General features: G+C 70.3%; 21 protein-coding genes. 10 read left to right on the top strand and 11 right to left on the bottom strand.

Going from position 1 to position 21,130, the window contains the following annotated elements:
- Positions 1-12 precede the first annotated feature (12 nt).
- Complete coding sequence (locus tag ABZV77_RS41840; RefSeq protein ID WP_356268507.1) at positions 13-1,746, top strand: streptophobe family protein; 1,734 nt, start codon at positions 13-15, stop codon at positions 1,744-1,746.
- Positions 1,747-1,979: 233 nt separating this feature from the next.
- On the top strand, positions 1,980-3,194 hold the full coding sequence (gene serB / locus ABZV77_RS41835) for a phosphoserine phosphatase SerB (protein WP_356268506.1): 1,215 nt from the start codon (positions 1,980-1,982) through the stop codon (positions 3,192-3,194).
- Between the two features lie 85 nt (positions 3,195-3,279).
- On the opposite strand, the gene ABZV77_RS41830 is transcribed toward serB, so the two are convergent.
- The 4 genes from ABZV77_RS41830 to ABZV77_RS41815 form a co-directional block, all read right to left on the bottom strand.
- Positions 3,280-3,798 carry a histidine phosphatase family protein gene (locus tag ABZV77_RS41830; protein ID WP_356268504.1) on the bottom strand — a complete coding sequence of 173 codons (519 nt, stop codon included), beginning with the start codon at positions 3,796-3,798 and terminating at the stop codon, positions 3,280-3,282.
- Positions 3,799-3,889: 91 nt separating this feature from the next.
- Positions 3,890-4,102 (bottom strand): hypothetical protein, encoded by a 213-nt coding sequence (locus ABZV77_RS41825; RefSeq protein ID WP_356268502.1) that lies wholly within the window; start codon positions 4,100-4,102, stop codon positions 3,890-3,892.
- A 221-nt stretch (positions 4,103-4,323) separates the two neighbouring features.
- Positions 4,324-4,440, bottom strand: a complete 117-nt coding sequence (locus tag ABZV77_RS41820; RefSeq protein WP_107059069.1) for an SGM_5486 family transporter-associated protein — start codon at positions 4,438-4,440, stop codon at positions 4,324-4,326.
- A 43-nt stretch (positions 4,441-4,483) separates the two neighbouring features.
- Positions 4,484-5,764: an MFS transporter gene (locus tag ABZV77_RS41815; protein ID WP_356268542.1), complete on the bottom strand. Its 1,281-nt coding sequence runs from the start codon at positions 5,762-5,764 to the stop codon at positions 4,484-4,486.
- 152 nt (positions 5,765-5,916) lie between these two features.
- Between ABZV77_RS41815 and ABZV77_RS41810 the strand changes: the two genes are divergently transcribed.
- Complete coding sequence (locus tag ABZV77_RS41810; RefSeq protein WP_356268501.1) at positions 5,917-6,633, top strand: FadR/GntR family transcriptional regulator; 717 nt, start codon at positions 5,917-5,919, stop codon at positions 6,631-6,633.
- Here ABZV77_RS41810 and ABZV77_RS41805 read toward each other — a convergent pair.
- From ABZV77_RS41805 to fabG, 3 genes are all read right to left on the bottom strand, one after another.
- A complete protein-coding gene (locus ABZV77_RS41805; protein ID WP_356268540.1) occupies positions 6,617-6,898 on the bottom strand; it encodes a hypothetical protein in 282 nt (93 codons plus the stop codon). The two genes, ABZV77_RS41810 and ABZV77_RS41805, sit on opposite strands and share 17 nt — an antisense overlap.
- Positions 6,899-7,085: 187 nt before the next feature.
- Positions 7,086-7,847, bottom strand: coding sequence for an enoyl-ACP reductase FabI (gene fabI / locus ABZV77_RS41800; protein WP_356268499.1), 762 nt, complete (start codon positions 7,845-7,847; stop codon positions 7,086-7,088).
- A 4-nt stretch (positions 7,848-7,851) separates the two neighbouring features.
- A complete protein-coding gene (gene fabG, locus ABZV77_RS41795; protein ID WP_356268497.1) occupies positions 7,852-8,571 on the bottom strand; it encodes a 3-oxoacyl-[acyl-carrier-protein] reductase in 720 nt (239 codons plus the stop codon).
- 186 nt (positions 8,572-8,757) lie between these two features.
- On the opposite strand from fabG, the gene ABZV77_RS41790 reads away from it, so the two are divergent.
- The 3 genes from ABZV77_RS41790 to tyrS are packed head-to-tail and all read left to right on the top strand — an operon-like array spanning position 8,758 to position 12,994.
- Complete coding sequence (locus tag ABZV77_RS41790; protein WP_356268495.1) at positions 8,758-10,281, top strand: TldD/PmbA family protein; 1,524 nt, start codon at positions 8,758-8,760, stop codon at positions 10,279-10,281.
- Positions 10,278-11,672 (top strand): metallopeptidase TldD-related protein, encoded by a 1,395-nt coding sequence (locus ABZV77_RS41785; protein ID WP_356268494.1) that lies wholly within the window; start codon positions 10,278-10,280, stop codon positions 11,670-11,672. Before ABZV77_RS41790 ends, ABZV77_RS41785 begins: the two co-directional genes overlap by 4 nt.
- A gap of 56 nt (positions 11,673-11,728) precedes the next feature.
- Positions 11,729-12,994: a tyrosine--tRNA ligase gene (gene tyrS, locus ABZV77_RS41780; RefSeq protein WP_356268492.1), complete on the top strand. Its 1,266-nt coding sequence runs from the start codon at positions 11,729-11,731 to the stop codon at positions 12,992-12,994.
- An 86-nt stretch (positions 12,995-13,080) separates the two neighbouring features.
- Here the strand turns inward: tyrS and ABZV77_RS41775 are convergent, their stop codons facing one another.
- Positions 13,081-13,356 carry a GlsB/YeaQ/YmgE family stress response membrane protein gene (locus ABZV77_RS41775; protein ID WP_356268490.1) on the bottom strand — a complete coding sequence of 92 codons (276 nt, stop codon included), beginning with the start codon at positions 13,354-13,356 and terminating at the stop codon, positions 13,081-13,083.
- A 225-nt stretch (positions 13,357-13,581) separates the two neighbouring features.
- Here ABZV77_RS41775 and ABZV77_RS41770 point away from each other — a divergent pair, with 225 nt between their 5' ends.
- Positions 13,582-13,968 carry a DUF3099 domain-containing protein gene (locus tag ABZV77_RS41770; protein WP_356268488.1) on the top strand — a complete coding sequence of 129 codons (387 nt, stop codon included), beginning with the start codon at positions 13,582-13,584 and terminating at the stop codon, positions 13,966-13,968.
- A gap of 187 nt (positions 13,969-14,155) precedes the next feature.
- Positions 14,156-14,380, top strand: a complete 225-nt coding sequence (locus ABZV77_RS41765) for a hypothetical protein (protein ID WP_356268486.1) — start codon at positions 14,156-14,158, stop codon at positions 14,378-14,380.
- Between the two features lie 12 nt (positions 14,381-14,392).
- Here the strand turns inward: ABZV77_RS41765 and moaA are convergent, their stop codons facing one another.
- The 3 genes from moaA to ABZV77_RS41750 form a co-directional block, all read right to left on the bottom strand.
- Positions 14,393-15,400: a GTP 3',8-cyclase MoaA gene (moaA, locus tag ABZV77_RS41760; RefSeq protein ID WP_356268484.1), complete on the bottom strand. Its 1,008-nt coding sequence runs from the start codon at positions 15,398-15,400 to the stop codon at positions 14,393-14,395.
- Between the two features lie 172 nt (positions 15,401-15,572).
- Positions 15,573-17,210 carry a cation acetate symporter gene (locus ABZV77_RS41755; RefSeq protein WP_356268482.1) on the bottom strand — a complete coding sequence of 546 codons (1,638 nt, stop codon included), beginning with the start codon at positions 17,208-17,210 and terminating at the stop codon, positions 15,573-15,575.
- The gene (locus ABZV77_RS41750; RefSeq protein WP_356268480.1) at positions 17,207-17,605 is read right to left on the bottom strand and encodes a DUF485 domain-containing protein; all 399 of its coding nucleotides are present in this window, start codon (positions 17,603-17,605) and stop codon (positions 17,207-17,209) included. The genes ABZV77_RS41755 and ABZV77_RS41750 overlap by 4 nt, the downstream gene beginning before the upstream one ends.
- Before the next feature lie 353 nt (positions 17,606-17,958).
- Here ABZV77_RS41750 and ABZV77_RS41745 point away from each other — a divergent pair, with 353 nt between their 5' ends.
- Both ABZV77_RS41745 and ABZV77_RS41740 read left to right on the top strand, forming a co-directional pair.
- Positions 17,959-19,506: a S8 family serine peptidase gene (locus ABZV77_RS41745; RefSeq protein WP_356268478.1), complete on the top strand. Its 1,548-nt coding sequence runs from the start codon at positions 17,959-17,961 to the stop codon at positions 19,504-19,506.
- Positions 19,507-19,595: 89 nt separating this feature from the next.
- Complete coding sequence (locus ABZV77_RS41740; RefSeq protein ID WP_356268538.1) at positions 19,596-21,098, top strand: S8 family serine peptidase; 1,503 nt, start codon at positions 19,596-19,598, stop codon at positions 21,096-21,098.
- Positions 21,099-21,130 lie beyond the last annotated feature (32 nt).

Raw genomic sequence — 21,130 nt, 5'->3', positions numbered from 1 at the left:
CGGGGGGTCCTGATGCAGGCCGAAGAACACCACAGTGAAAGCCGGGGCGTGCGGTGGGGCGATGTGCTGCTCTCCGCGATCGCCGCGGTCAGCTGGGCACTGGTCGGCATGGCGGGGACGGCGGCGCTCGGACTCCATCTGCTCGGCGCGGACGCGGTCGGCGCGCTCGGGCCGATGACGGCGGCGACCGTCGCGCTGGGCGCGGGAGGCTCGGTCACACCGTCCGGCGACGTCTCGGCGTTCGGCCTGGACGGCGCCGAGGCGACCACAGCGGTCGATATTGCGCCACTCGGTGTGGGTTTGGTCGGCGCACTGCTCCTCGCCCACTTCTTCCTGCGCTCCCTGCGCGGGGCGGGCGCCTTCATTCCGGTCGCCGAACTCTGCGCGCGCCTGGGCGCGGTGATCGCCCTCTTCCTCGCGATGCTCGCGGGGCTCGCCTGGGCCGGTCACGACATCATCACGATCGACGGCAAGCAGCTCGGCATCGACAAGGGCATCGGGGAGGGCATCGACCAGTTGCCGGACGGCATCGCCGACAAGCTGCCCGGCGGCATCGGGGACATCGGCGGGCTGCTCCCGGACCGGCTCGGGGACCTGGCGAAGGCGAAGGCCTCGGTCGGGTTCACCGTCGACACCGGGCCGACGCTGCTCGGCGGTGCGGTCTGGGTGATCGGCGTGCTGCTCATCGCTCTCCTCGCGTCACGGCGCACACCGCTGCCGCGCGCCCTCGACGGCCTGCACCGGGTGGTGCGACCGGCCGTCTCCGCGCTGGTCACGGTGGTGCTGGTGGCGGTCGCCGCGGGGTTCGCCGCGGCGGCGTACGCGATGGTCGGCGACGATCACCCGAAGCGGATCGCGGGCGCGGCGCTGCTCGGGGCGCCGAACGGCGTGTGGCTCGGCATCCCGGTCGGGCTCTTCGTGCCGTGGGACGGCAGGGCGACGGGTGCGCTCACGCGCTTCCTGCCCGATCCCGTGGACGATCTCCTGACGGGGCCGTCCGACAAACCGCTCACGCTCGGGCGGCTGGCCGAACTCGACAGCAGAGTCTGGCTGCTGGGCGTCGCGGCGGCGGTGATGATGCTGTTCGCGGGGGTGCTGACGGCTGCGCGGACTCCTCGCGTCCGGGACGCGCTGTCCGCCCCTGACGTGTCCGCCCTCGGGTTCGCGGGGCGGTGCGGGGTGCGGCTCGGGGTCGTGACGGCGCTCGGGCTTCCGCTCCTGGCCTGGCTGACCGAGGTGTCCGCCGACGCCTCGCTCTCCGTGTTCGGCTTCGACGCGTTCGGCGCGGGGGTCGAGTTGCACGGGCGGCTGGGGACGGCGGCGCTGCTCGGGGCAGCGTGGGGCTTCGGAGCGGGGGTGGTGGGGGCGTTGCTCGCCCTGGCCACAGGGGCTGCGGGCAGCAGGGCCTCGCGGTTCGCGCTGGCCTCCGGCGCGGGGGTCCTCCCTGCCGGACCGGGTTCGGACGTGCCTGCCGCTTCGGGGGCGGGACCGTACGCCCCCGGGGCTCCGTACCGGCCGCCGAACCCCGACACGAACCCCTACCTGCGTACGACGGACGCGGCCCGCCCGCCCTCCCGGTCCCGGGACGACTCCCCGCAGCCCGACCGTGACGTCTCCGGCGCGCCGACGGTGATGGGCCCGGTGGCGCCCCCACCCCCACCGAACCGCCGCCGCCCCCGCTCGGGCGACTGGCCACCACCGCCGCCGCCTCCCCCACCGCCCCCGAAGAAGGGCCCCTCGCGCTGACCCGGCACACCGGGCGCGGGCGGCGACAACACGTCGCGGGGCAAACGGGTGGGCGGGTGGGAGAGATCCGCCGCGAAGCGGCGGTACAGGAACACCGCCCGACACCACACCGCACGACGCAACACGATGCAACGAAACAGCAGACCGTAGGCGCCGAGCCCGAGAACATCGGATGTCCGGCACTCGGACCGCAGGACACCCGCACCAGGGGGGCGGATACCGTAGGGATCACCATGAGTGCTTCGCAGCCCCCTCAGCCCGCCGACATCCCGACGCTTCTCGTCAAGATCTTCGGCAAGGACCGCCCCGGCATCACCGCCGGCCTCTTCGACACCCTCGCCGCCTACTCCGTCGACGTCGTCGACATCGAGCAGGTCGTCACCCGTGGCCGGATCGTGCTGTGCGCGCTCGTGACCGAGCCGCCCGCCGGTCTGGAGGGCGATCTGCGGGCCACCGTCCACAGCTGGGCGGAGTCCATGAAGATGCAGGCCGAGATCATCTCCGGCATCGGCGACAACCGGCCGCGTGGCCTCGGGCGTTCGCTCGTGACCGTCCTCGGCCACCCGCTGACCTCCGAGTCGACCGCCGCGATCGCCGCGAGCATCACTGCCACCGGCGGCAACATCGACCGCATCTTCCGGCTCGCCAAGTACCCGGTCACCGCCGTCGAGTTCGCGGTGTCCGGCACCGAGACGGAGCCGCTGCGCACCGCCCTCGCCATAGAGGCCGCGCGGCTCGGCGTGGACGTCGCGGTCGTCTCGGCGGGCCTGCACCGCCGCGCCCAGCGCCTGGTCGTGATGGACGTCGACTCGACGCTCATCCAGGACGAGGTGATCGAGCTCTTCGCGGCGCACGCCGGATGCGAGCAAGAGGTCGCCGAGGTGACGTCGGCCGCGATGCGCGGCGAACTGGACTTCGAGCAGTCGCTGCACGCCCGCGTCGCACTCCTCGCGGGCCTGGACGCCTCGGTCGTGGACAAGGTCCGCTCCGAGGTCCGGCTCACTCCGGGTGCCCGCACCCTCATCCGCACCCTCAAGCGCCTCGGCTACCAAGTGGGCGTCGTCTCGGGCGGGTTCACTCAGGTCACCGACGATCTGAAGGAACGTCTCGGCCTCGACTTCGCCCAGGCCAACACCCTGGAGATCGTCGACGGCAAGCTCACCGGCAAGGTGACCGGCGAGATCGTCGACCGTGCGGGCAAGGCCCGGCTGCTGCGCCGTTTCGCCACGGAGGCCGGGGTCCCGCTGGAGCAGACCGTCGCGATCGGCGACGGCGCGAACGACCTGGACATGCTGAACGCGGCGGGGCTCGGTGTCGCCTTCAACGCCAAACCCCTGGTCCGCGAGGCGGCGCACACCGCGGTGAACGTCCCCTTCCTGGACACCGTCCTCTATCTCCTCGGCATCACCCGCGAAGAGGTCGAGGCGGCGGACACGCACACGGACTGACCACCCCGCGCGGATCGCGTACGTACGTCAAAGGGGCCCGGCACCACCATGGTGCCGGGCCCCTGACGGTGGACGGGGAGAGGAACTACTCGGACGGCGCCCAGTAGTCGACGAGGGTGGCCACGCCGGGCTCGAGCGCCTTCCACGAACCGGAGTACGTCAGAACGGCGAAGGCCGCGGTCGGGAAGCCCCTGCGGTTCAGCCTCGTTCTGGCGTCACCCTCGGAGTCCCCCGCGAGGACGTCGGTCAGGCCCTGGACGCCGGGGTTGTGGCCGATCAGGACGAGGTCCTGCACGTCGTCCGGGATTTCGTTGAGCACGGCGATCAGCTCGCCGGGAGAGGCTTCGTACAACCGCTCCTCGTAGACGGTCTTCGGTCGCTGCGGCAGCTCCTGGACGGCGAGCTTCCACGTCTCGCGAGTCCGGGCCGCGGTCGAGCAGAGGGCCAGGTCGAAGGCGCTGCCGCTGTCGGCCAGCTTGCGCCCGGCGACGGGGGCGTCCCTGCGTCCGCGCTCGGCGAGCGGCCGCTCGTGGTCGGCAACCTGAGGCCAGTCGGCCTTCGCATGCCGGAAGAGGACAATCCTGCGGGGTTCTGCGACGCTCATGCATCCCAGCTTCGCATGAAACGCGCCACGGGGCGCAGGGAGTTGGCGCGGTCCCCCGGCGCGGGTGACGGAGCCTGCGGGAGCGGGGTCATCAGGCCGTGCGCAGGATCATCGTCTGTATGCGCTCCAGGAGGTTGGTGATCACCGGCTCGCTGGTCGCCGCGTGCGCGTCCGCCGGGTTCAGAATCAGCAGGAGCAGGGACGCGAAGGCGACGGCGGGCAGGGCGATCGCCCACCAGGGGAGCTGGACCTCGATGCTGCCCGACTTCGCCGGGTCGCGCAGGGTGTGCGATCGGGCCGACATGTCGCCTCCGTGGTCCTCGAGTGGTCGTGTCCGCGTCTTCGCGGCCACAACTCGAAGTTAGGCGATCGGCGACCCTCAACCCATCCGGAGATCCACCCACTTGACCCTGACACTGACCCCCTAGGGGATAGGGGGGCTAGCCCCACCATCGCTCCGTCGGGGGCCGGTTCACGGCAGGACGGTGAAGGCGATCGGGGTGAAGGCGATCGGGGTGAAAGCGATCACGGCGAGGCGATGGAGGCGATGATGCCGATGATCACGGTGATGGCCAGCATCGCGCCGAGCACGATGAGCAGCTTCTTCTGGCCGTTCTGAGGGTTCGGATCGAGGACGGGCATACGGCCAGTCTCGCACCCTTTGCCCGTCCTCCCTCCGGCGGGGTCAGGCCGCCGCGGCCTTGGCCGCCACCTCGTCCTCGACCGTGCGGTTGCGGCCCGCGAGGGTGCCGATGACGATCTGCGGCACCATGAGGCCCGCCATCATCGTGAGGGGCAGTCCCCAGCCGCCGCTGTGCTGGTAGAGCACGCCCACCAGGAGCGGGCCCGGGATGGAGATCAGGTAGCCCGTGCTCTGCGCGAAGGCGGACAGCTTGGCCACGCCCACGCTGCTCTTCGCGCGCATCCCGACCATGGTGAGGGCGAGCGGGAAGGCGCAGTTGGAGATGCCGAGCAGCAGCGCCCAGACCCAGGCGCCGCCCGCGGGGGCGAGGTAGAGGCCCGCGTACCCGGCGAGTCCGCAGGCGCCGAGGACGATCACGACCGGGCCCTGGTTGGTCAGGCGCGTGGCGACCCGTGGGATGACGAACGCCAGGGGTACGCCCATGGCCATCGTGACGGCGAGCAGGACGCCCGCCTCGCCCGCGGGGACACCCGCGTCGCGGAAGATCTGCGGCATCCAGCCCATGGTGATGTACGCGGCGGTGGCCTGGAGGCCGAAGAAGACGGCGAGCGCCCAGGCGGTGCGGCTGGAGGTGATGCGCAGCCCGTCGTCCTCGCGTCGGACGGCGGCGCTGACGTGCTCCGGCACCGCGGCGGCCGTGCGGCTGCGGTCGCGGACGAGCGGGATCCAGGGGATGACGGCGACGACGGCGAGCAGGGCCCACACGGCGAGGCCGGACTGCCAGCGTCCGCCGAGGCCGTCGGTGACGGGCACGGTGAGGGCGGCCGCGAGGGACGTGCCGAGCGCGAGCGCCATCGAGTACAGGCCGGTCATCGAGCCGACCCGGTCGGGGAACCAGCGCTTGACGATGACGGGCATCAGGACGTTGCTGACGGCGATGCCCGCGAGGGCGAGGGCGGTGGCGGCGAGGAAGCCCGCGACGCCCCCGATGAAGGGCCGGAGCACCAGTCCTGCGGCGATGGCGACCATGCCGACGCAGACCACGGCGCTGGGCCCGAAGCGCTTGGCCAGGCGGGGTGCCATCACGCCGAAGATCGCGAAGCAGAGGGGCGGTACGGAGGTGAGCAGGCCCGCGAGGGTGCCGCTCATGCCGAGGCCGTCGCGCACCTCTTCGAGGAGGGCGCCGAGGCTGGTGATGGCCGGGCGGAGGTTCATGGCCGCGAGGACGATGCCGACGATGACGAGGCGCGTCGCCCACGCGCGCGTGGGGGCCTGTTTCTCCGGCGCCTCGGTGGGTGCGGGGGCTGTCGCTGTCGGGGTCATCGTCGGGGTTTTCTCACTAGCCATGGAGCCATCATAGAATCATGGGATGATTGGCTGTCCAATCCGATTACGTCACACTGCTCATCCACACCACGCATCCGCACCGCTCGTCCACAGGGCTCACCCACACAGGCCACGCACGAAGGAACGTCATGCCGCTGACCACCCCTCGCCGTTCCGCACTCTCCGAACAGGTCATCTCCGAGCTGCGCAACCAGATCTCTTCGGGCGAGTGGCCGGTCGGTTCCCGCATCCCCACCGAGCCGGAGCTGGTGGATCAGCTGGGCGTGGCCAGGAACACGGTCAGGGAGGCCGTGCGCGCCCTCGCGCACAACGGCCTGCTCGACATCCGGCAGGGCTCGGGGACCTATGTGGTCGCGACGAGCGAGCTCGCAGGCGTGATGCAGCGCAGGTTCGCCGACGCGGACCCGCGGCACATCGCCGAGCTGCGCAGCACGCTGGAGTCCAGCGCCGCCAAGCTCGCCGCCGAGCGCCGCACCGAGCGCGACCTCAAGCAGCTCGACGCGCTGCTGGTGCGCCGCGAGGAGAGCTGGGCGTCCGGGGACACCGAGGCGTTCGTGACGGCCGACGCGACGTTCCACATGGCCGTCGTCGCCGCCTCGCACAACGACGTCATGACGGCGCTGTACGCGGACCTCGGCGAGGTGCTGCGGGACTGGCTGCGCGAGGACATCGGCGAGGAGCTGACGCCCGAGGCGCACATGGACCACACCCGGCTGGTCGACGCGATCCGGGCGGGCGACGCGGAGGCCGCCGCCACGGAGGCGGCGGGCTACCCCTTCATGTGCCGCCCCGAGCGGCTCACCAAGGGCGACGACCGGGACCGGGCACTCACTTCTGGTGGCTGACCCAGACCGAGCGGACCGCTTTCCAGCACCGCCCCGTGAGACGCACCGTCATCGCGGGCCCCGCCTCGACGGGCCGGGAGTCGGTGTCGATGTCCCACCACTGGTCGCACTCCACGTGGAGGCGGACCCGGTCGGTCTCGGGGTAGGGGTTGTGGCAGTACGCGACGACCTGGGAGCCCGCGACACCGGTGCGGCACTCCGAGCCGAAGGGCCGGGGCCGGGGTTTCTCCTCCTCCGCGCGCGCGGAGAGGGGACCCTGCGGCACGCCGCTCGGCGCGGCGACCACAAGAGCGAGAGCCACGAGCACCGCACCGGTAAGACGCACACTTCAGAGTGCGCGGCACTCCCCCGTCGCCGCCCGGCCAGGGGGCCGAACGGGTGAGGCCCCGCCACCCGCGCATTGCGGGGGACGGGGCCTCGAAAACGTACCCGCTACCGGGGCGAGTGCCTGGTCAGGCACCCATCATGTGCACGCCGCCGTCGACGTGGATGATCTCGCCGGTGGTCTTCGGGAAGAAGTCCGAGAGCAGGGCGACGACACCGCGGCCCGCGGGCTCCGGGTCGGCCATGTCCCAGTTCAGCGGGGAGCGGGTGTCCCAGACCTCCGCGAGCTCGCCGAAGCCCGGGATGGACTTGGCGGCCATGGAGCCGAGCGGCCCCGCGGAGATCAGGTTGCAGCGGATGTCCTCCTTGCCCAGGTCGCGGGCGAGGTAGCGGCTGGTGGCCTCCAGGGCGGCCTTGGCCGGGCCCATCCAGTCGTACTTCGGCCAGGCGTACTGCGCGTCGAAGGTGAGGCCGACGACCGACGCCCCGCCCTCGAAGAGCGGGCGGCAGGCCATGGTGAGCGACTTCAGGGAGTACGCCGAGACGTGCATCGCCGTCGAGACGTCCTCGAAGGTCGCCTCAAGGAAGTTGAAGGCACCCTGCGGCGCGAAGCCGATGGAGTGCACGATGCCGTCGAGGCCGCCGAGCTCCTCCTTCACGACGCCCGCGAGGCGGTCCAGGTGCTCCTGGTTGGTCACGTCGAGCTCGATGACCTTGGCGGGCTTGGGGAGCTTCCTGGCGATGCGCTCGGTGAGCGTGGGCCGCGGGAAGGCGGTCAGGATGACCTCGGCGCCCTGCTCCTGGGCCACCTTGGCCGCGTGGAAGGCGATGGAGGCCTCCGTCAGCACACCGGTGACGAGGATGCGCTTGCCGTCGAGAATTCCGCTCATGTGATCAGTGACCCATGCCCAATCCGCCGTCAACGGGGATGACGGCTCCAGTGATGTAAGAAGCGTCGTCCGACGCGAGGAACTTCACCGCGGCGGCGATCTCCTCGGGCTGCGCGTAACGGCCGAGCGGCACCTGAGAGACGATGCCCTCACGCTGCTCGTCCGTCAGCACCTTGGTCATGTCGGTGTCGACAAAACCGGGGGCGACGACGTTGAAGGTGAGGTTGCGCGAACCGAGCTCGCGGGCGAGGGAGCGCGCGAAGCCGACCAGACCCGCCTTGGAGGCGGCGTAGTTCGCCTGTCCGGCGCCGCCCGTCAGGCCCACGACCGAGGAGATGAGGACGACGCGGCCCTTCTTGGCGCGCAGCATGCCGCGATTGGCACGCTTCACGACGCGGAAGGTGCCGGTGAGGTTGGTGTCGAGGACGGACGTGAAGTCCTCCTCGGTCATGCGCATCAGGAGCTGGTCCTTGGTGATGCCCGCATTGGCGACCAGGACCTCGACGTTCCCGTGCTTCTCCTCGATCTCCTTGTAGGCCTGCTCCACCTGCTCGGCGTCGGTGATGTCGCACTTGACGGCGAGGACACCGGCGTCGGTGAGGAGCTTCGGCGGCTCACCCGAGCGGTAGGTGATCGCGACCTTCTCGCCGGCGTCGGCGAAGGCGCGGGCGATGGCGAGGCCGATGCCCCGGTTTCCTCCGGTGACGAGAACCGAGCGGCTCAACGGATCACCCTTTCGATAGCGGTCTGGTACCTCGAAAACCTATCGGTACCTGTCGCGATACGGAGAATCGACGACCGACAGTGGCGAAGAGGACTCCCTGTCGGATCCCTACAGAAAACCCTGGCCGCCGGGGCGTCGGGCGCGACATGATCGGACCTGACCGGAGCCGAAAGCAGGGAGACATCCGTGCCTCATTCCATCGATGAAGCCTTCACGGCACTGCCGCTGCGGGCGCTCGCCGACGCCGCGCTCGCCCGCGCACGGGCGCTCGGCGCCGACCACGCGGACTTCCGCCTGGAGCGGGTGCGCAGCGCGTCCTGGCTGCTGCGCGACGCCAGACCGGCGGGCACCTCCGACACCACCGACCTCGGATACGCGGTCCGGGTCGTGCACGGCGGCACCTGGGGCTTCGCCTCGGGCGTCGACATGACGATGGACGCGGCGGCGCGCGTCGCCTCGCAGGCCGTCGCGATGGCGAAGCTGTCCGCGCAGGTCATCAAGGCCGCCGGGTCGGACGAGCGCGTCGAGCTCGCGCAGGAGCCGGTGCACGCCGAGAAGACCTGGGTGTCCTCGTACGAGATCGATCCGTTCGCCGTGCCGGACGAGGAGAAGGCGGGGCTGCTCGCCGACTGGAGCGCGCGGCTGCTCGCCGCCGACGGCGTCACGCACGTCGACGCCTCGCTGCTCACCGTGCACGAGAACAAGTTCTACGCGGACACGGCGGGGACGACGACCACGCAGCAGCGCGTGCGGCTGCACCCGCAGCTGACCGCGGTGGCCGTCGACGGTTCGACCGGCGAGTTCGACTCGATGCGGACGATCGCGCCGCCGGTCGGCCGCGGCTGGGAGTACCTCACGGGGACCGGCTGGGACTGGGAGCGGGAGCTCTCCGAGATTCCCGAGCATTTGGCGGAGAAGATGCGGGCGCCGAGCGTCCGGGCGGGCGCGTACGACTTGATCGTCGATCCGTCCAACCTCTGGCTGACGATTCACGAGTCCATCGGCCACGCCACCGAGCTGGACCGGGCGCTGGGCTACGAGGCGGCGTACGCGGGCACCTCGTTCGCCACCTTCGACCAGCTCGGCAAGTTGGCGTACGGCTCCTCGCTGATGAACGTGACGGGCGACCGGACGGCCGAGCACGGGCTCGCGACGATCGGGTACGACGACGAGGGCGTGGCCGGGCAGTCCTGGGACCTGGTGAAGGACGGGACCTTGGTCGGGTATCAACTCGACCGGCGCATCGCGAAGCTCACCGGCTTCGAGCGCTCCAACGGCTGCGCGTACGCCGACTCCCCCGGGCACGTCCCGGTGCAGCGCATGGCGAACGTGTCGCTCCAGCCCGACCCCGGCGGGCTCTCCACGGAGGACCTGATCGGGGGCGTCGACCGCGGGATCTACGTCGTGGGCGACCGGTCGTGGTCCATTGACATGCAGCGCTACAACTTCCAGTTCACCGGGCAGCGCTTCTACAAGATCGAGAACGGCCGCCTCGCCGGGCAGCTGCGCGACGTCGCCTACCAGGCGTCGACCACCGACTTCTGGGGCTCGATGGCCGCGGTCGGCGGCCCGCAGACGTACGTCCTCGGGGGCGCCTTCAACTGCGGCAAGGCCCAGCCCGGCCAGGTCGCCGCGGTCTCGCACGGCTGCCCGTCCGCCCTGTTCCGGGGCGTGAACATTCTGAACACCACGCAGGAGGCCGGTCGATGAGCCGCAGCGCCACCAAGCCGCACGAGATCGTCGAGCGCGCCCTCGAACTGTCCACCGCGGACGGCTGTGTCGTGATCGCCGACGAGGAGTCGTCGGCGAACCTGCGGTGGGCGGGCAACGCCCTGACCACCAACGGTGTGACCCGCGGCCGCACCCTCACCGTCATCGCGACCGTCGACGGCAAGGAAGGCACCGCCTCCGGTGTCGTGACGCGCGCGGCCGTGACCGCGGACGACCTGGAGCCGCTGGTGCGGGCCGCCGAGGAAGCAGCGCGCGGGGCGGGGCCCGCCGAGGACGCGCAGCCACTGGTGACCGGCACGGCGGCCTCCGCCGACTTCACCGAGGCGCCCGTCGAGACGTCCTCCGCGGTCTTCGCGGAGTTCGCCCCGGCGCTCGGCGAGGCGTTCGCCCGGGCCCGCGCGGGCGGGCGGGAGCTGTACGGCTTCGCGAACCACGCATTCGTGTCGAGCTACCTCGGTACGTCGACGGGGCTCCGCCTCCGGCACGACCAGCCCAACGGCACCCTGGAGCTCAACGCCAAGTCGCCCGACCGCACCAAGTCGGCCTGGGCGGGACGCGCCACCCGCGACTTCAAGGACGTCGACCCGGCCGCCCTCGACTCCGAGCTCGCCCAGCGCCTCGGGTGGGCGCAGCGGCGCATCGACCTGCCCGCCGGGCGGTACGAGACGCTGCTGCCGCCGACCGCCGTCGCGGACCTGCTGATCTACCAGCTGTGGCAGTCGTCGGCCCGCGACGCCGCCGAGGGCCGCACGGTGTTCTCCAAGCCGGGCGGTGCCACCCGCCTGGGCGAGCGGCTCACCGAGCTGCCGCTGACCCTGCGCAGCGACCCGCACGAGCCGGGCCTGGAGTCGGCGCCCTTCGTGCTCGCGCACGCCTCGGGCGGCGACGCCTCGGTCTTCGACAACGGCCTGCCGCTGACCGCCACCGAGTGGATCCGCGCCGGTGAGCTCGCTCACCTCGCCACCAGTCGGCACAGCGCGGAGCTGACCGGGCTCCCGGTGACCCCGGCCGTCGACAACCTCGTCCTGGACGGCGGCGGCGACCGCACGCTGGAGGAGATGGTCGCGGCCACCGAGCGCGGGCTGCTGCTGACCTGCCTCTGGTACATCCGCGAGGTGGACCCGGCGACGCTGCTGCTCACCGGGCTGACCAGGGACGGCGTGTACCTCGTCGAGAACGGCGAGGTCGTGGGCGAGGTGAACAACTTCCGGTTCAACGAATCGCCCGTGGACCTGCTCGGGCGGGCCTCCGAGGCGGGCCGCACGGAGAAGACGCTGCCGCGCGAGTGGGGCGACTACTTCACCCGGGCCGCGATGCCCGCGCTGCGCGTCCCGGATTTCAATATGAGTTCGGTCAGCCAGGGCGTATAACCTCGGACCCTGCACCTACGTGCACTGTGTAAGCACACCCAAGGAGACACGAGACCGTGACGGACATCGTCGACGAGCTGAAGTGGCGCGGGCTTTTCGCCCTGTCCACCGATGAAGACGCACTGCGCAAGGCGCTCGCGGACGGTCCCGTCACGTTCTATTGCGGCTTCGACCCGACCGCGGCGAGCCTGCACGTCGGGCATCTCGTGCAGGTTCTCACCGTCCGCAGGCTCCAGCAGGCGGGGCACCGCCCGCTGGCGCTGGTCGGCGGGGCCACGGGCCAGATCGGCGACCCGCGGCCGACCGCCGAGCGCACCCTGAACGACCCGGAGACGGTCGCGAACTGGGTGGCCAGGCTGCGCTCGCAGATCGAGCCTTTCCTGTCCTTCGAGGGCGAGAACGGCGCGACGATGGTGAACAACCTCGACTGGACCGCGGGTCTGTCCGCGATCGAGTTCCTGCGCGACATCGGCAAGCACTTCCGCGTGAACAAGATGCTGACCAAGGACTCCGTGGCCCGCCGCCTGGAGTCCCAGGAGGGCATCTCGTACACGGAGTTCAGCTACCAGCTCCTCCAGGGCATGGACTTCCTCGAGCTCAACCGGCGGTACGGCTGCACGCTGCAGACCGGCGGCAGCGACCAGTGGGGCAACCTCACGGCGGGCATCGACCTGATCCACCGCCTGCAGCCGGACGCCACGGTCCACGCGCTCGGCACGCCGCTGATGCTCAAGTCGGACGGCACCAAGTTCGGCAAGTCCGAGGGCGGCGCCGTCTGGCTCGACCCGGCGATGACGACGCCGTACGCGTTCTACCAGTTCTGGCTGAACACGGACGACCGGGACATCTCGACGTACATGCGGATCCTGTCCTTCAAGTCCCGCGAGGAACTCGAGGAGATCGAGAAGCAGACCGAGGAGCGCCCGCAGGCACGCGCCGCGCAGCGTGCGCTCGCCGAGGAGCTGACCACGCTGGTGCACGGCGCGGACCAGTGCGCCGCGGTGATCGCCGCGTCCAAGGCGCTCTTCGGTCAGGGCGACCTGGCCGAGCTGGACGAGGCGACGCTGGCCGCCGCGCTCTCCGAGCTGCCGCGCGTCGAGGTCGCCGAGCTCGGCCCGGTCGTGGATCTGCTCGCCGAGGTCGGCCTGGTGGCGAGCAAGTCCGCCGCCCGGCGCACGGTGAAGGAGGGCGGTGCCTACGTGAACAACGTGAAGGTCGCCGCCGAGGACGCCGTCCCGGCCCGCGAGGAGCTGCTGCACGGGCGGTGGCTGGTGCTGCGCCGCGGCAAGAAGAACCTGGCGGCGGTCGAGGTCACCCGATAGCCCGCACCCGCACGTGAAGAGGGGCCGGTCCACCAGGACCGGCCCCTCTTCACGTCTTCGCGGCCTCGCGTCCTCACGCGAGGCGGCTACGCCCTGCGTTTGTTGCCACGGACCATCGTGTACGCCGCGTCACCGAGGCCGACGACGACGAGCGCCGCGACCAGCTGGAGCGCATGGCGGCCCCAGTCGATGCCCCTGGTCTCATTGATGCCGAACTGCGTCGCGAGCCAGTTGCCGACGACCGCGCCGATGATGCCGAACACCGTGGTCAGCCAGAGCGGACTGTGCTGCTTCCCGGGCAGGATCGCCTTGGCAATCAGACCCAGTACGAATCCCACGATGATTGCCCACAACCAGCCCATAGCTGCCTCCTAGTCGGCTCTACACGAGCGTTACCGCCAGTGTCGACCCGTCCTCCATACGGCGCATGTCGGGCACCTCCATACGTGGCACGGCGCAGGCAGGGCACCGAGGTGAAGGCTCCCCCGGTCTCGTAGGCGGCGCAGCCGCGGCGTAACGTTGACCGGGCCGGACCGGGGCGCTCGACCAGGGAGAGTCCGGCACAGCGGACAGGGCGGTGGAACGTGATGCGGAAGCAGAGCAGCGGCCAGGTCTTCCGGATCACTGGGGCCCGGCAGGGTCTCGCGGAGGACGTGCGGGGCAGGCAGCGGCGTTATGTGATCTCTATGTCGGTCCGGACCGTGTCCGTGGTGGCCGCCGCGGTGCTGTGGAACGTCGAGCGACACGTCGCCCTCGTCGCACTGGTGCTCGGTATCCTCCTGCCGTACATCTCCGTCGTGATCGCCAACGCGGGCCGGGAGACGCCTCCTTCGCTGCCGTCGACGTTCACACCCGCTCCTTCTCGGCCAATGCTGGCGCCGCCCGCCGCGGCCGCCGCCGCGGAATCCGTCCCGGAAGATCCCCTGGGGCCCGCGTACGACCAGCGGCGCGGCAGTTCAAGCGGACAGAACTGACCGTCGACGTTGCGCCAAGCTCAAGAAAACCTCAGATCAATCATGTAGTTCCGGTGCCAGTAGCCGGGTCCCCCATGACATACTTCGTACGCGCTCCGCATCCCCCGTCGGAGCGACAGACCGACGCCGGGCAGCTCCCCCCGTGGCTGCTCGGCGTCGCCTTGTTTGCAGCACTTTGGACGCGACTGTGAGTGACGAAAACCCGATCTGTTCCGCCAAGGGCTGCCGCGTCGACGCGGTCTGGGTGCTTGCCTGGAACAACCCCAAGATCCACACGCCGGAGCGGCGCAAGACGTGGCTCGCGTGCGACGAACACCGCGAGCACCTCTCCCAGTTCCTGGGCGTGCGCAGCTTCCTGAAGGACGTCGTGCCGCTGGCGGAGTGGCAGGCGAGCGAGACTCCGGACGCCTAGGGCCCTAGGGCCCTAGCCGCCGATGGCCGACATCGGGCGCTCCGGCTGCAGGAACGACGGGTCGTCCAGGCCGGAGCCCGCCTTCTTGCCCCACATCGCGAGCTTCCAGATGCGGGCGATGGCCTCGTCCGAGCCGTCCGTGCTGTCTTCGGGGGCTGCACGCAGCGCCCCGCGCAGGTCCGTCTCCTCGGTGGCGAACAGGCAGGTGCGCACCTGGCCGTCGGCCGTCAGCCGGGTCCGGTCGCAGGCCGAGCAGAACGGGCGGGTGACGGAGGCGATGACGCCGACGCGGTGCGGGCCGCCGTCCACGATCCAGCGCTCGGCGGGTGCCGAGCCGCGCTCCTTGGAGCCCTCTTCGGTGAGCTCGAAGCGGGTGCGCAGGGACTGCAGGATGTCACCCGCGGTGATCATGCCGTCGCGCTTCCAGCCGTGCTGGGCGTCCAGGGGCATCTGCTCGATGAACCGCAGTTCGTAGTCGTTCTCCACGGCCCAGGCGAGCAGGTCGGGGGCCTCGTCGTCGTTCAGGCCCGGCATCAGGACGGTGTTGACCTTGACCGGGGTGAGGCCCGCGTCGCGGGCGGCTTCGAGGCCTTCCAGGACGTCCTTGTGGCGGTCGCGGCGGGTGAGCGTCTTGAAGACGTCGGGACGCAGGGTGTCCAGGGAGACGTTGACCCGGTCGAGGCCTGCCGCCTTGAGGGCCTTCGCGGTGCGCTTGAGGCCGATGCCGTTCGTCGTCAGGGACATCCTGGGGCGGGGCTCCAGCTGGGCGCAGCGCTCGACGATGCCGACGAGGCCGGGGCGCAGCAGCGGCTCGCCGCCGGTGAAGCGGACCTCGGTGATGCCCAGCTGGGTGACGGCGATGCGCACGAGACGCACGATCTCGTCGTCCGTGAGCAGATCGGGCTTGGCCAGCCACTGCAGGCCCTCTTCCGGCATGCAGTACGTACAGCGCAGATTGCAGCGATCTGTCAGTGACACGCGCAGGTCAGTGGCTACACGGCCATAGGTGTCGATGAGCACTGCGGCCCCTCCCCGGCGGTTGGATGCAGATGGAACCGACTTGTTGTTCCTACTGCTTTCGACCTTACGTCAGACCTCTGACAACGCCATGGGCCATTTGCCACGAGGAACGGCACGGCCGCGTCGTAGGACTCTACGACGCGGCCGCTACAAACGTGTGAACAATGCCCGATCAGTGGGCTCCGACGCCGGTGAGGGACTTGACCTCAAGCTCCGCGTACTTGCCCTTGTCCGGCTCCTCCTTGGAGAGGATCGAGCCGAGCCAGCCGAGCAGGAAGCCCAGCGGGATGGAGATCAGGCCCGGATTCTCCAGCGGGAAGAAGTCGAAGTTCGCGTCGGGGAACATCGAGGACGGCTTGCCCGAGACGACCGGTGAGAACAGCACCAGGCCGACCGCGGCGATCAGGCCGCCGTAGATGGACCAGAGTGCGCCCTGTGTGGTGAACCTCTTCCAGAACAGGCTGTAGAGGATCGTCGGCAGGTTCGCGGAGGCCGCGACCGCGAAGGCGAGGGCGACCAGGCCCGCCACGTTGAGATCTCGGGCCATGGCTCCCAGGGCGATGGAGACGATGCCGATGAACACGGTCGACCAGCGGGCCGCCTTCATCTCCTCCTTCTCGGTGGCCTTGCCCTTGCGGATGACGTTCGCGTAGATGTCGTGCGCGAACGAGGACGACGAGGCGAGGGTGAGGCCCGCGACGACCGCGAGGATCGTGGCGAAGGCGACCGCGGAGATCACCGCGAGCAGGATCGCGCCGCCGGTCGAGTCGCCACCGCCGCCGATCTCCATGGCGGCGAGCGGTGCCGCCGTGTTGCCCGCCTTGTTGGAGGCGATGATCTCGCCGGGCTTGAGCAGGGCCGCGGCGCCGAAGCCGAGGACGATCGTCATCAGGTAGAAGGCGCCGATGATGCCGATCGCCCAGTTCACGGACTTACGGGCGGCCTTGGCGGTGGGCACCGTGTAGAAGCGGATCAGGATGTGCGGCAGGCCCGCGGTGCCGAGGACCAGGGCGATGCCGAGCGAGATGAAGTCCAGCTTCGAGGTGCCGGAGGCGCCGTACTTGAGGCCGGGCTCCAGGAAGGCCGATCCCTTGCCGCTGTTGGAGGCGGCGGTGCCGAGCAGGTCGGAGACGTTGAAGTTGAACTTCAGCAGGATCAGGAAGGTGATGAGGATGGTGCCGGTGATGAGCAGGACGGCCTTGACCATCTGCACCCAGGTGGTGCCCTTCATGCCGCCGATGGTGACGTACACGATCATCAGGACGCCGACGAGGGCGACGATGAGGATCTTGCCCGCGTCGCTGGTGATGCCGAGCAGCAGCGAGACCAGGACGCCCGCGCCCGCCATCTGCGCGAGCAGGTAGAAGATCGAGACGACGATGGTGGAGGTGCCCGCCGCGGTGCGGACCGGGCGCTGGCGCATGCGGTACGCGAGGACGTCGCCCATCGTGTAGCGCCCGGAGTTGCGCAGCGGTTCGGCGACCAGGAGGAGCGCCACCAGCCAGGCGACCAGGAAGCCGATGGAGTAGAGGAAACCGTCGTAGCCGAAGAGGGCGATGGCGCCCGCGATGCCGAGGAAGGACGCGGCGGACATGTAGTCGCCGGAGATCGCCAGGCCGTTCTGGAAGCCGGTGAACTGGCGGCCGCCCGCGTAGAAGTCGGCGGCGCTCTTGGTCTGGCGGCCGGCCCAGACGGTGATGAAGAGGGTCGCGACGACGAAGGCCGCGAAGAGGCTGATGATCAGCGTCCGGTGCTCGGAGGCGTCGGACGCGGCCGCCAGCTCGATGACGGCGGGATGCGCGGGGCTCATGCGTCGCCCTCCAGGCGGGTCTGCGGGCGGTTCTCCATGCGGGACCTGATCGCCTCGGACTTCGGGTCGAGCTTCGTCGCGGCGTGGCGCGAGTAGAACCAGGCGATGAGGAAGGTGGTCAGGAACTGCCCGAGGCCGAGGACCAGGGCGACGTTGATGTTGCCGAAGAGCTTGGTGCCCATGAAGTCGCCCGCGTAGTTGGAGAGCAGGACGTACACGAGGTACCAGGCGATGAAGGCGACGGTGAGCGGGAAGGCGAACGAGCGGTGCGCGGTGCGCAGTTCACCGAATTCCGCGCTCTCCTGCACCTCGGTGAACTCCTCCGTGGAGGGTGCGTGGGGAGCGGATTCTTTTCCTCCGCCGCCCTTCGAAGGGGGCGGTGCGTCGGTGGCCACGGAGTCTCCTCGTGGTGCGGGTGGGGTGGGGACGGACAGTTGTTCCATGGGCTCTCTGGTCTCACATCCAGCGTGACGCGGATCACGTGAGCCACGGATGGCGATGCTAAGGCCATGGGACGTGATCCGACAGGGGGTTGATGTTGCTTCCGTTGTCTGCTCAACGTCCTCACGGCGTGTGCGACGTGGTCGAACTCCCCCATTTCTTCGGTAAGTCATTGCTGGCCTGGGAGCTTCAGGGTTAGCTTCACCCTGAACGGCCCGTCATGTACCTGCCCGAGCACCAGTCGTGTTCGGGCAGTTCCGTATGCAATTCCGCATACGGCTCCGTCTCCGGATGATGTGGAGATCCCATGGCTCATCTGCGTTCCAGACGTCGCGCGGCACTGATCGTGCCGCTCGGTCTCGCGCTCGCCGCCTCGGTCGGCTTCGTGCCCGGCGCCGCGACCGCGGCCACCGGCGAGTCGCCCGCCCCCGTGTCGGCGAAGGCCGCGGAGGACGCCCCCGTCTTCGCGTACGTCGTCAACACCCGCACGGACCGCAAGACGCTGGCGTACGTCAAGAAGGCGATAGCCAGGGCCGGTGGCTCTGTCGTCGTCACGCACGAGAAGATCGGCGTGATCGTCGCGCACTCGTCGAATCCCGATTTCGGCAAGCAGATACGTGACGTACGCGGTGTCCAGTCCGCGGGCGCGACCCACACGTCGCCGCTGAAGGCCGCGGGAACCACGGACGACGGCAAGGCGAAGCTGCTCTCCAAGGCCGAGGCCAAGGCCCTGAAGCGGAGCGCCGCCCCGGGCGCCGAGCCGATGGAAGCGGACCAGTGGGACCTGCGCGCGATAGGCGCCGACAAGGCCGCGAAGATCAACCCGGGCAGCAAGAAGGTCACCGTCGCCGTGATCGACACCGGCATCGACGACACCCACCCCGACCTCGCGGCCAACTTCTCGCCCTCGCAGTCCGCGAGCTGTGTCGGCGGCAAGGCGGACACCTCGCCGGGGGCCTGGCGCCCGTCGTCGAAGGACAGCTACCACGGCACGCACGTGGCCGGTGAGATCGCCGCCGCGCGCAACGGCGTCGGCGTCGCGGGCGTGGCGCCCGGCGTCAAGGTCTCGGCCATCAGGGTGGCCGACCCGGTCGACGAGCTGTTCTACCCGGAGAACGTGGTCTGCGCCTTCGTGTTCGCCGCCGAGCATAGCGTCGAGGTCACCAACAACAGCTACTACGTGGACCCGTGGCTGTACAACTGCAAGGACGACCCGGACCAGAAGGCGATCCTCGACGCGGTCAACCGCGCGCAGCTGTACGCCCAGAAGAAGGGCGCCGTCAACGTCGCCTCCGCGGGCAACTCCAACCATGACCTGGACTCCGACGCGATCGTCGACACCTCCAGCCCGGACGACTCCACTCCGGTGTCCCGCACCATCGACCCGCACGAGTGCCTCGACGTGCCGACCCAGCTGCCCGGCGTCGTCACCACCAGCGCGACGGGTGTGCAGAACCTGAAGTCGATCTACTCCAGCTACGGCAAGGGCGTCGTCGACATCACCGCCCCCGGCGGCGACAAGTTCCAGATCCCGGCCGACACCCCGTCGAAGAACGGCCGCATCCTCTCCACCATGCCGGGCGGCGAGTACGGCTGGCTGCAGGGCACCTCGATGGCCGCGCCGCACGCCTCGGGCGTCGCCGCGCTGATCAAGTCCACGCACCCCAAGGCGAGCCCCGCCGAGGTGCAGCGGCTCCTGAAGAAGCAGGCCGACCGGCTGGAGTGCCCGTCCGGTCCGTACGACCCCGACGGTGACGGCGACGTCGACGCGGTCTGCCAGAGCGGCGGCAAGCACGACAACAGCTTCTACGGCAGTGGGCTCGTCGACGCGCTCGACGCCGTGAAGAAGAAGTGACGGGGAGACAGAACGTGAACAAGTCCCACATATCGGCGGCGGCCTTCCTGCGCTCGCGCCGCGCGCTGGCCCTGCCGCTCGGCGTCGCGATGGTCTCGGCCGTCGCCTTCCTGCCGGGCACGGCCTCGGCCAGGCCCGCGGCGATGCCGGACGCCCCGGCCTCGGCGTCGGCGGCTTCGGGAGCCACGGCCTCGGACGCCGCGTCGATGAGCTACGTCGTGAACGTCCGCCCCGGCAAGGGGAGTTCGGAGCGCGCGAAGAAGGCCATCGCCAAGGCGGGCGGTGACGTCGTCATCGCGTACGACCGGATCGGCGTCATCGTCGTCCACTCGGCGAACCCCGACTTCGCGAAGACGATCCGCAAGGTCAAGGGCGTCGACTCGGCGGGCGCGACGCGGACCGCCCCGCTGTCGGCGCAGGCCGACGACGCCCTGGAGTCGGAGCGGCCGCTGACCGCCCAGGAGGCGAAGGCCGCGGCGGGCAAGGCGTCGGCGGGCCAGGACGAGCTCGAGCCGCTGCAGTGGGACCTGCCCGCCATGAAGGCGGACAAGGCGCACGAGATCTCGCTCGGCAGCAGCAAGGTCACGGTCGGCGTGCTCGACTCCGGGGTCGACGACACGCACCCCGACATCGCGCCGAACTTCGACCGCCGGGCGTCCGCGAGCTGCCTGGGCGGCGTGCCCGTCCAGAAGGACGACGCGTGGCGTCCCGTGGCCAACGAGAGCGACCACGGCATGCACGTGGCGGGCACCATCGCCGCGGCGAAGAACGGCACCGGCGTCACCGGCGTCGCGCCGGGCGTCAAGGTCGCGAGCCTGAAGGTGGCCGAGCCCGCCACCGGCATGTACTACACGGAGGCCGTGGTCTGCGGCTTCGTGTGGGCCGCCGACCACGGCGTCGACGTCACCAACAGCAGCTATTACACCGACCCGTGGCTGTTCAACTGCAAGACCGACGACGACCAGAAGGCGCTGGTCGACGCGGTCGGGCGGGCCTCCAAGTACGCGGAGCGCAAGGGCGCGGTGAACGTCGCGGCCGCGGGCAACGCCAAGACCGACCTCGCTCAGGACGAGATCCTCGACGAGTCGAGCCCCGACGACACCACCCCGGTGCCGCGGACCATCAAGACCAAGGACTGCCTCGACCTTCCGTCGCAGCTGCCCGGTGTCGTGACGGTCTCGGCCACCGGCGCGAAGGGCCTCAAGTCGTCGTACTCGAACTACGGCAACGGCGTCGTCGACATCACGGCGCCCGGCGGTGACTCCACGAAGTACCAGGCGCCGAACGCACCGGCCGTGGACGGCAGGATCCTGTCGACGCTGCCGGGCGGCAAGTTCGGCTACAAGGCCGGTACGTCGATGGCGTCGCCGCACGCCGCGGGCGTCGCCGCGCTGCTGAAGTCGACGCATCCGCACGCCTCGGCGGCGCGGATCAAGGCGCTGCTCTACCGCCAGGCGGACGCGATGGCGTGCACCGATCCGTACGACTACGACGGTGACGGCAAGGTCGACGCGGTCTGCGAGGGCGGCAGGAACAAGAACGGCTTCTACGGCGCGGGCATGGCCGACGCGCTGAACGCCGTGCGCAAGTAGCACCACGGCGCGACAGGGCGGGCCGGGCGGCT

Source organism: Streptomyces sp. NPDC004732 (assembly GCF_040609235.1).
Taxonomy (GTDB): domain Bacteria; phylum Actinomycetota; class Actinomycetes; order Streptomycetales; family Streptomycetaceae; genus Streptomyces.
The sequence above is the reverse complement of the archived record's forward strand: the minus strand, read 5'-3'. Positions and strand labels throughout refer to the sequence as shown.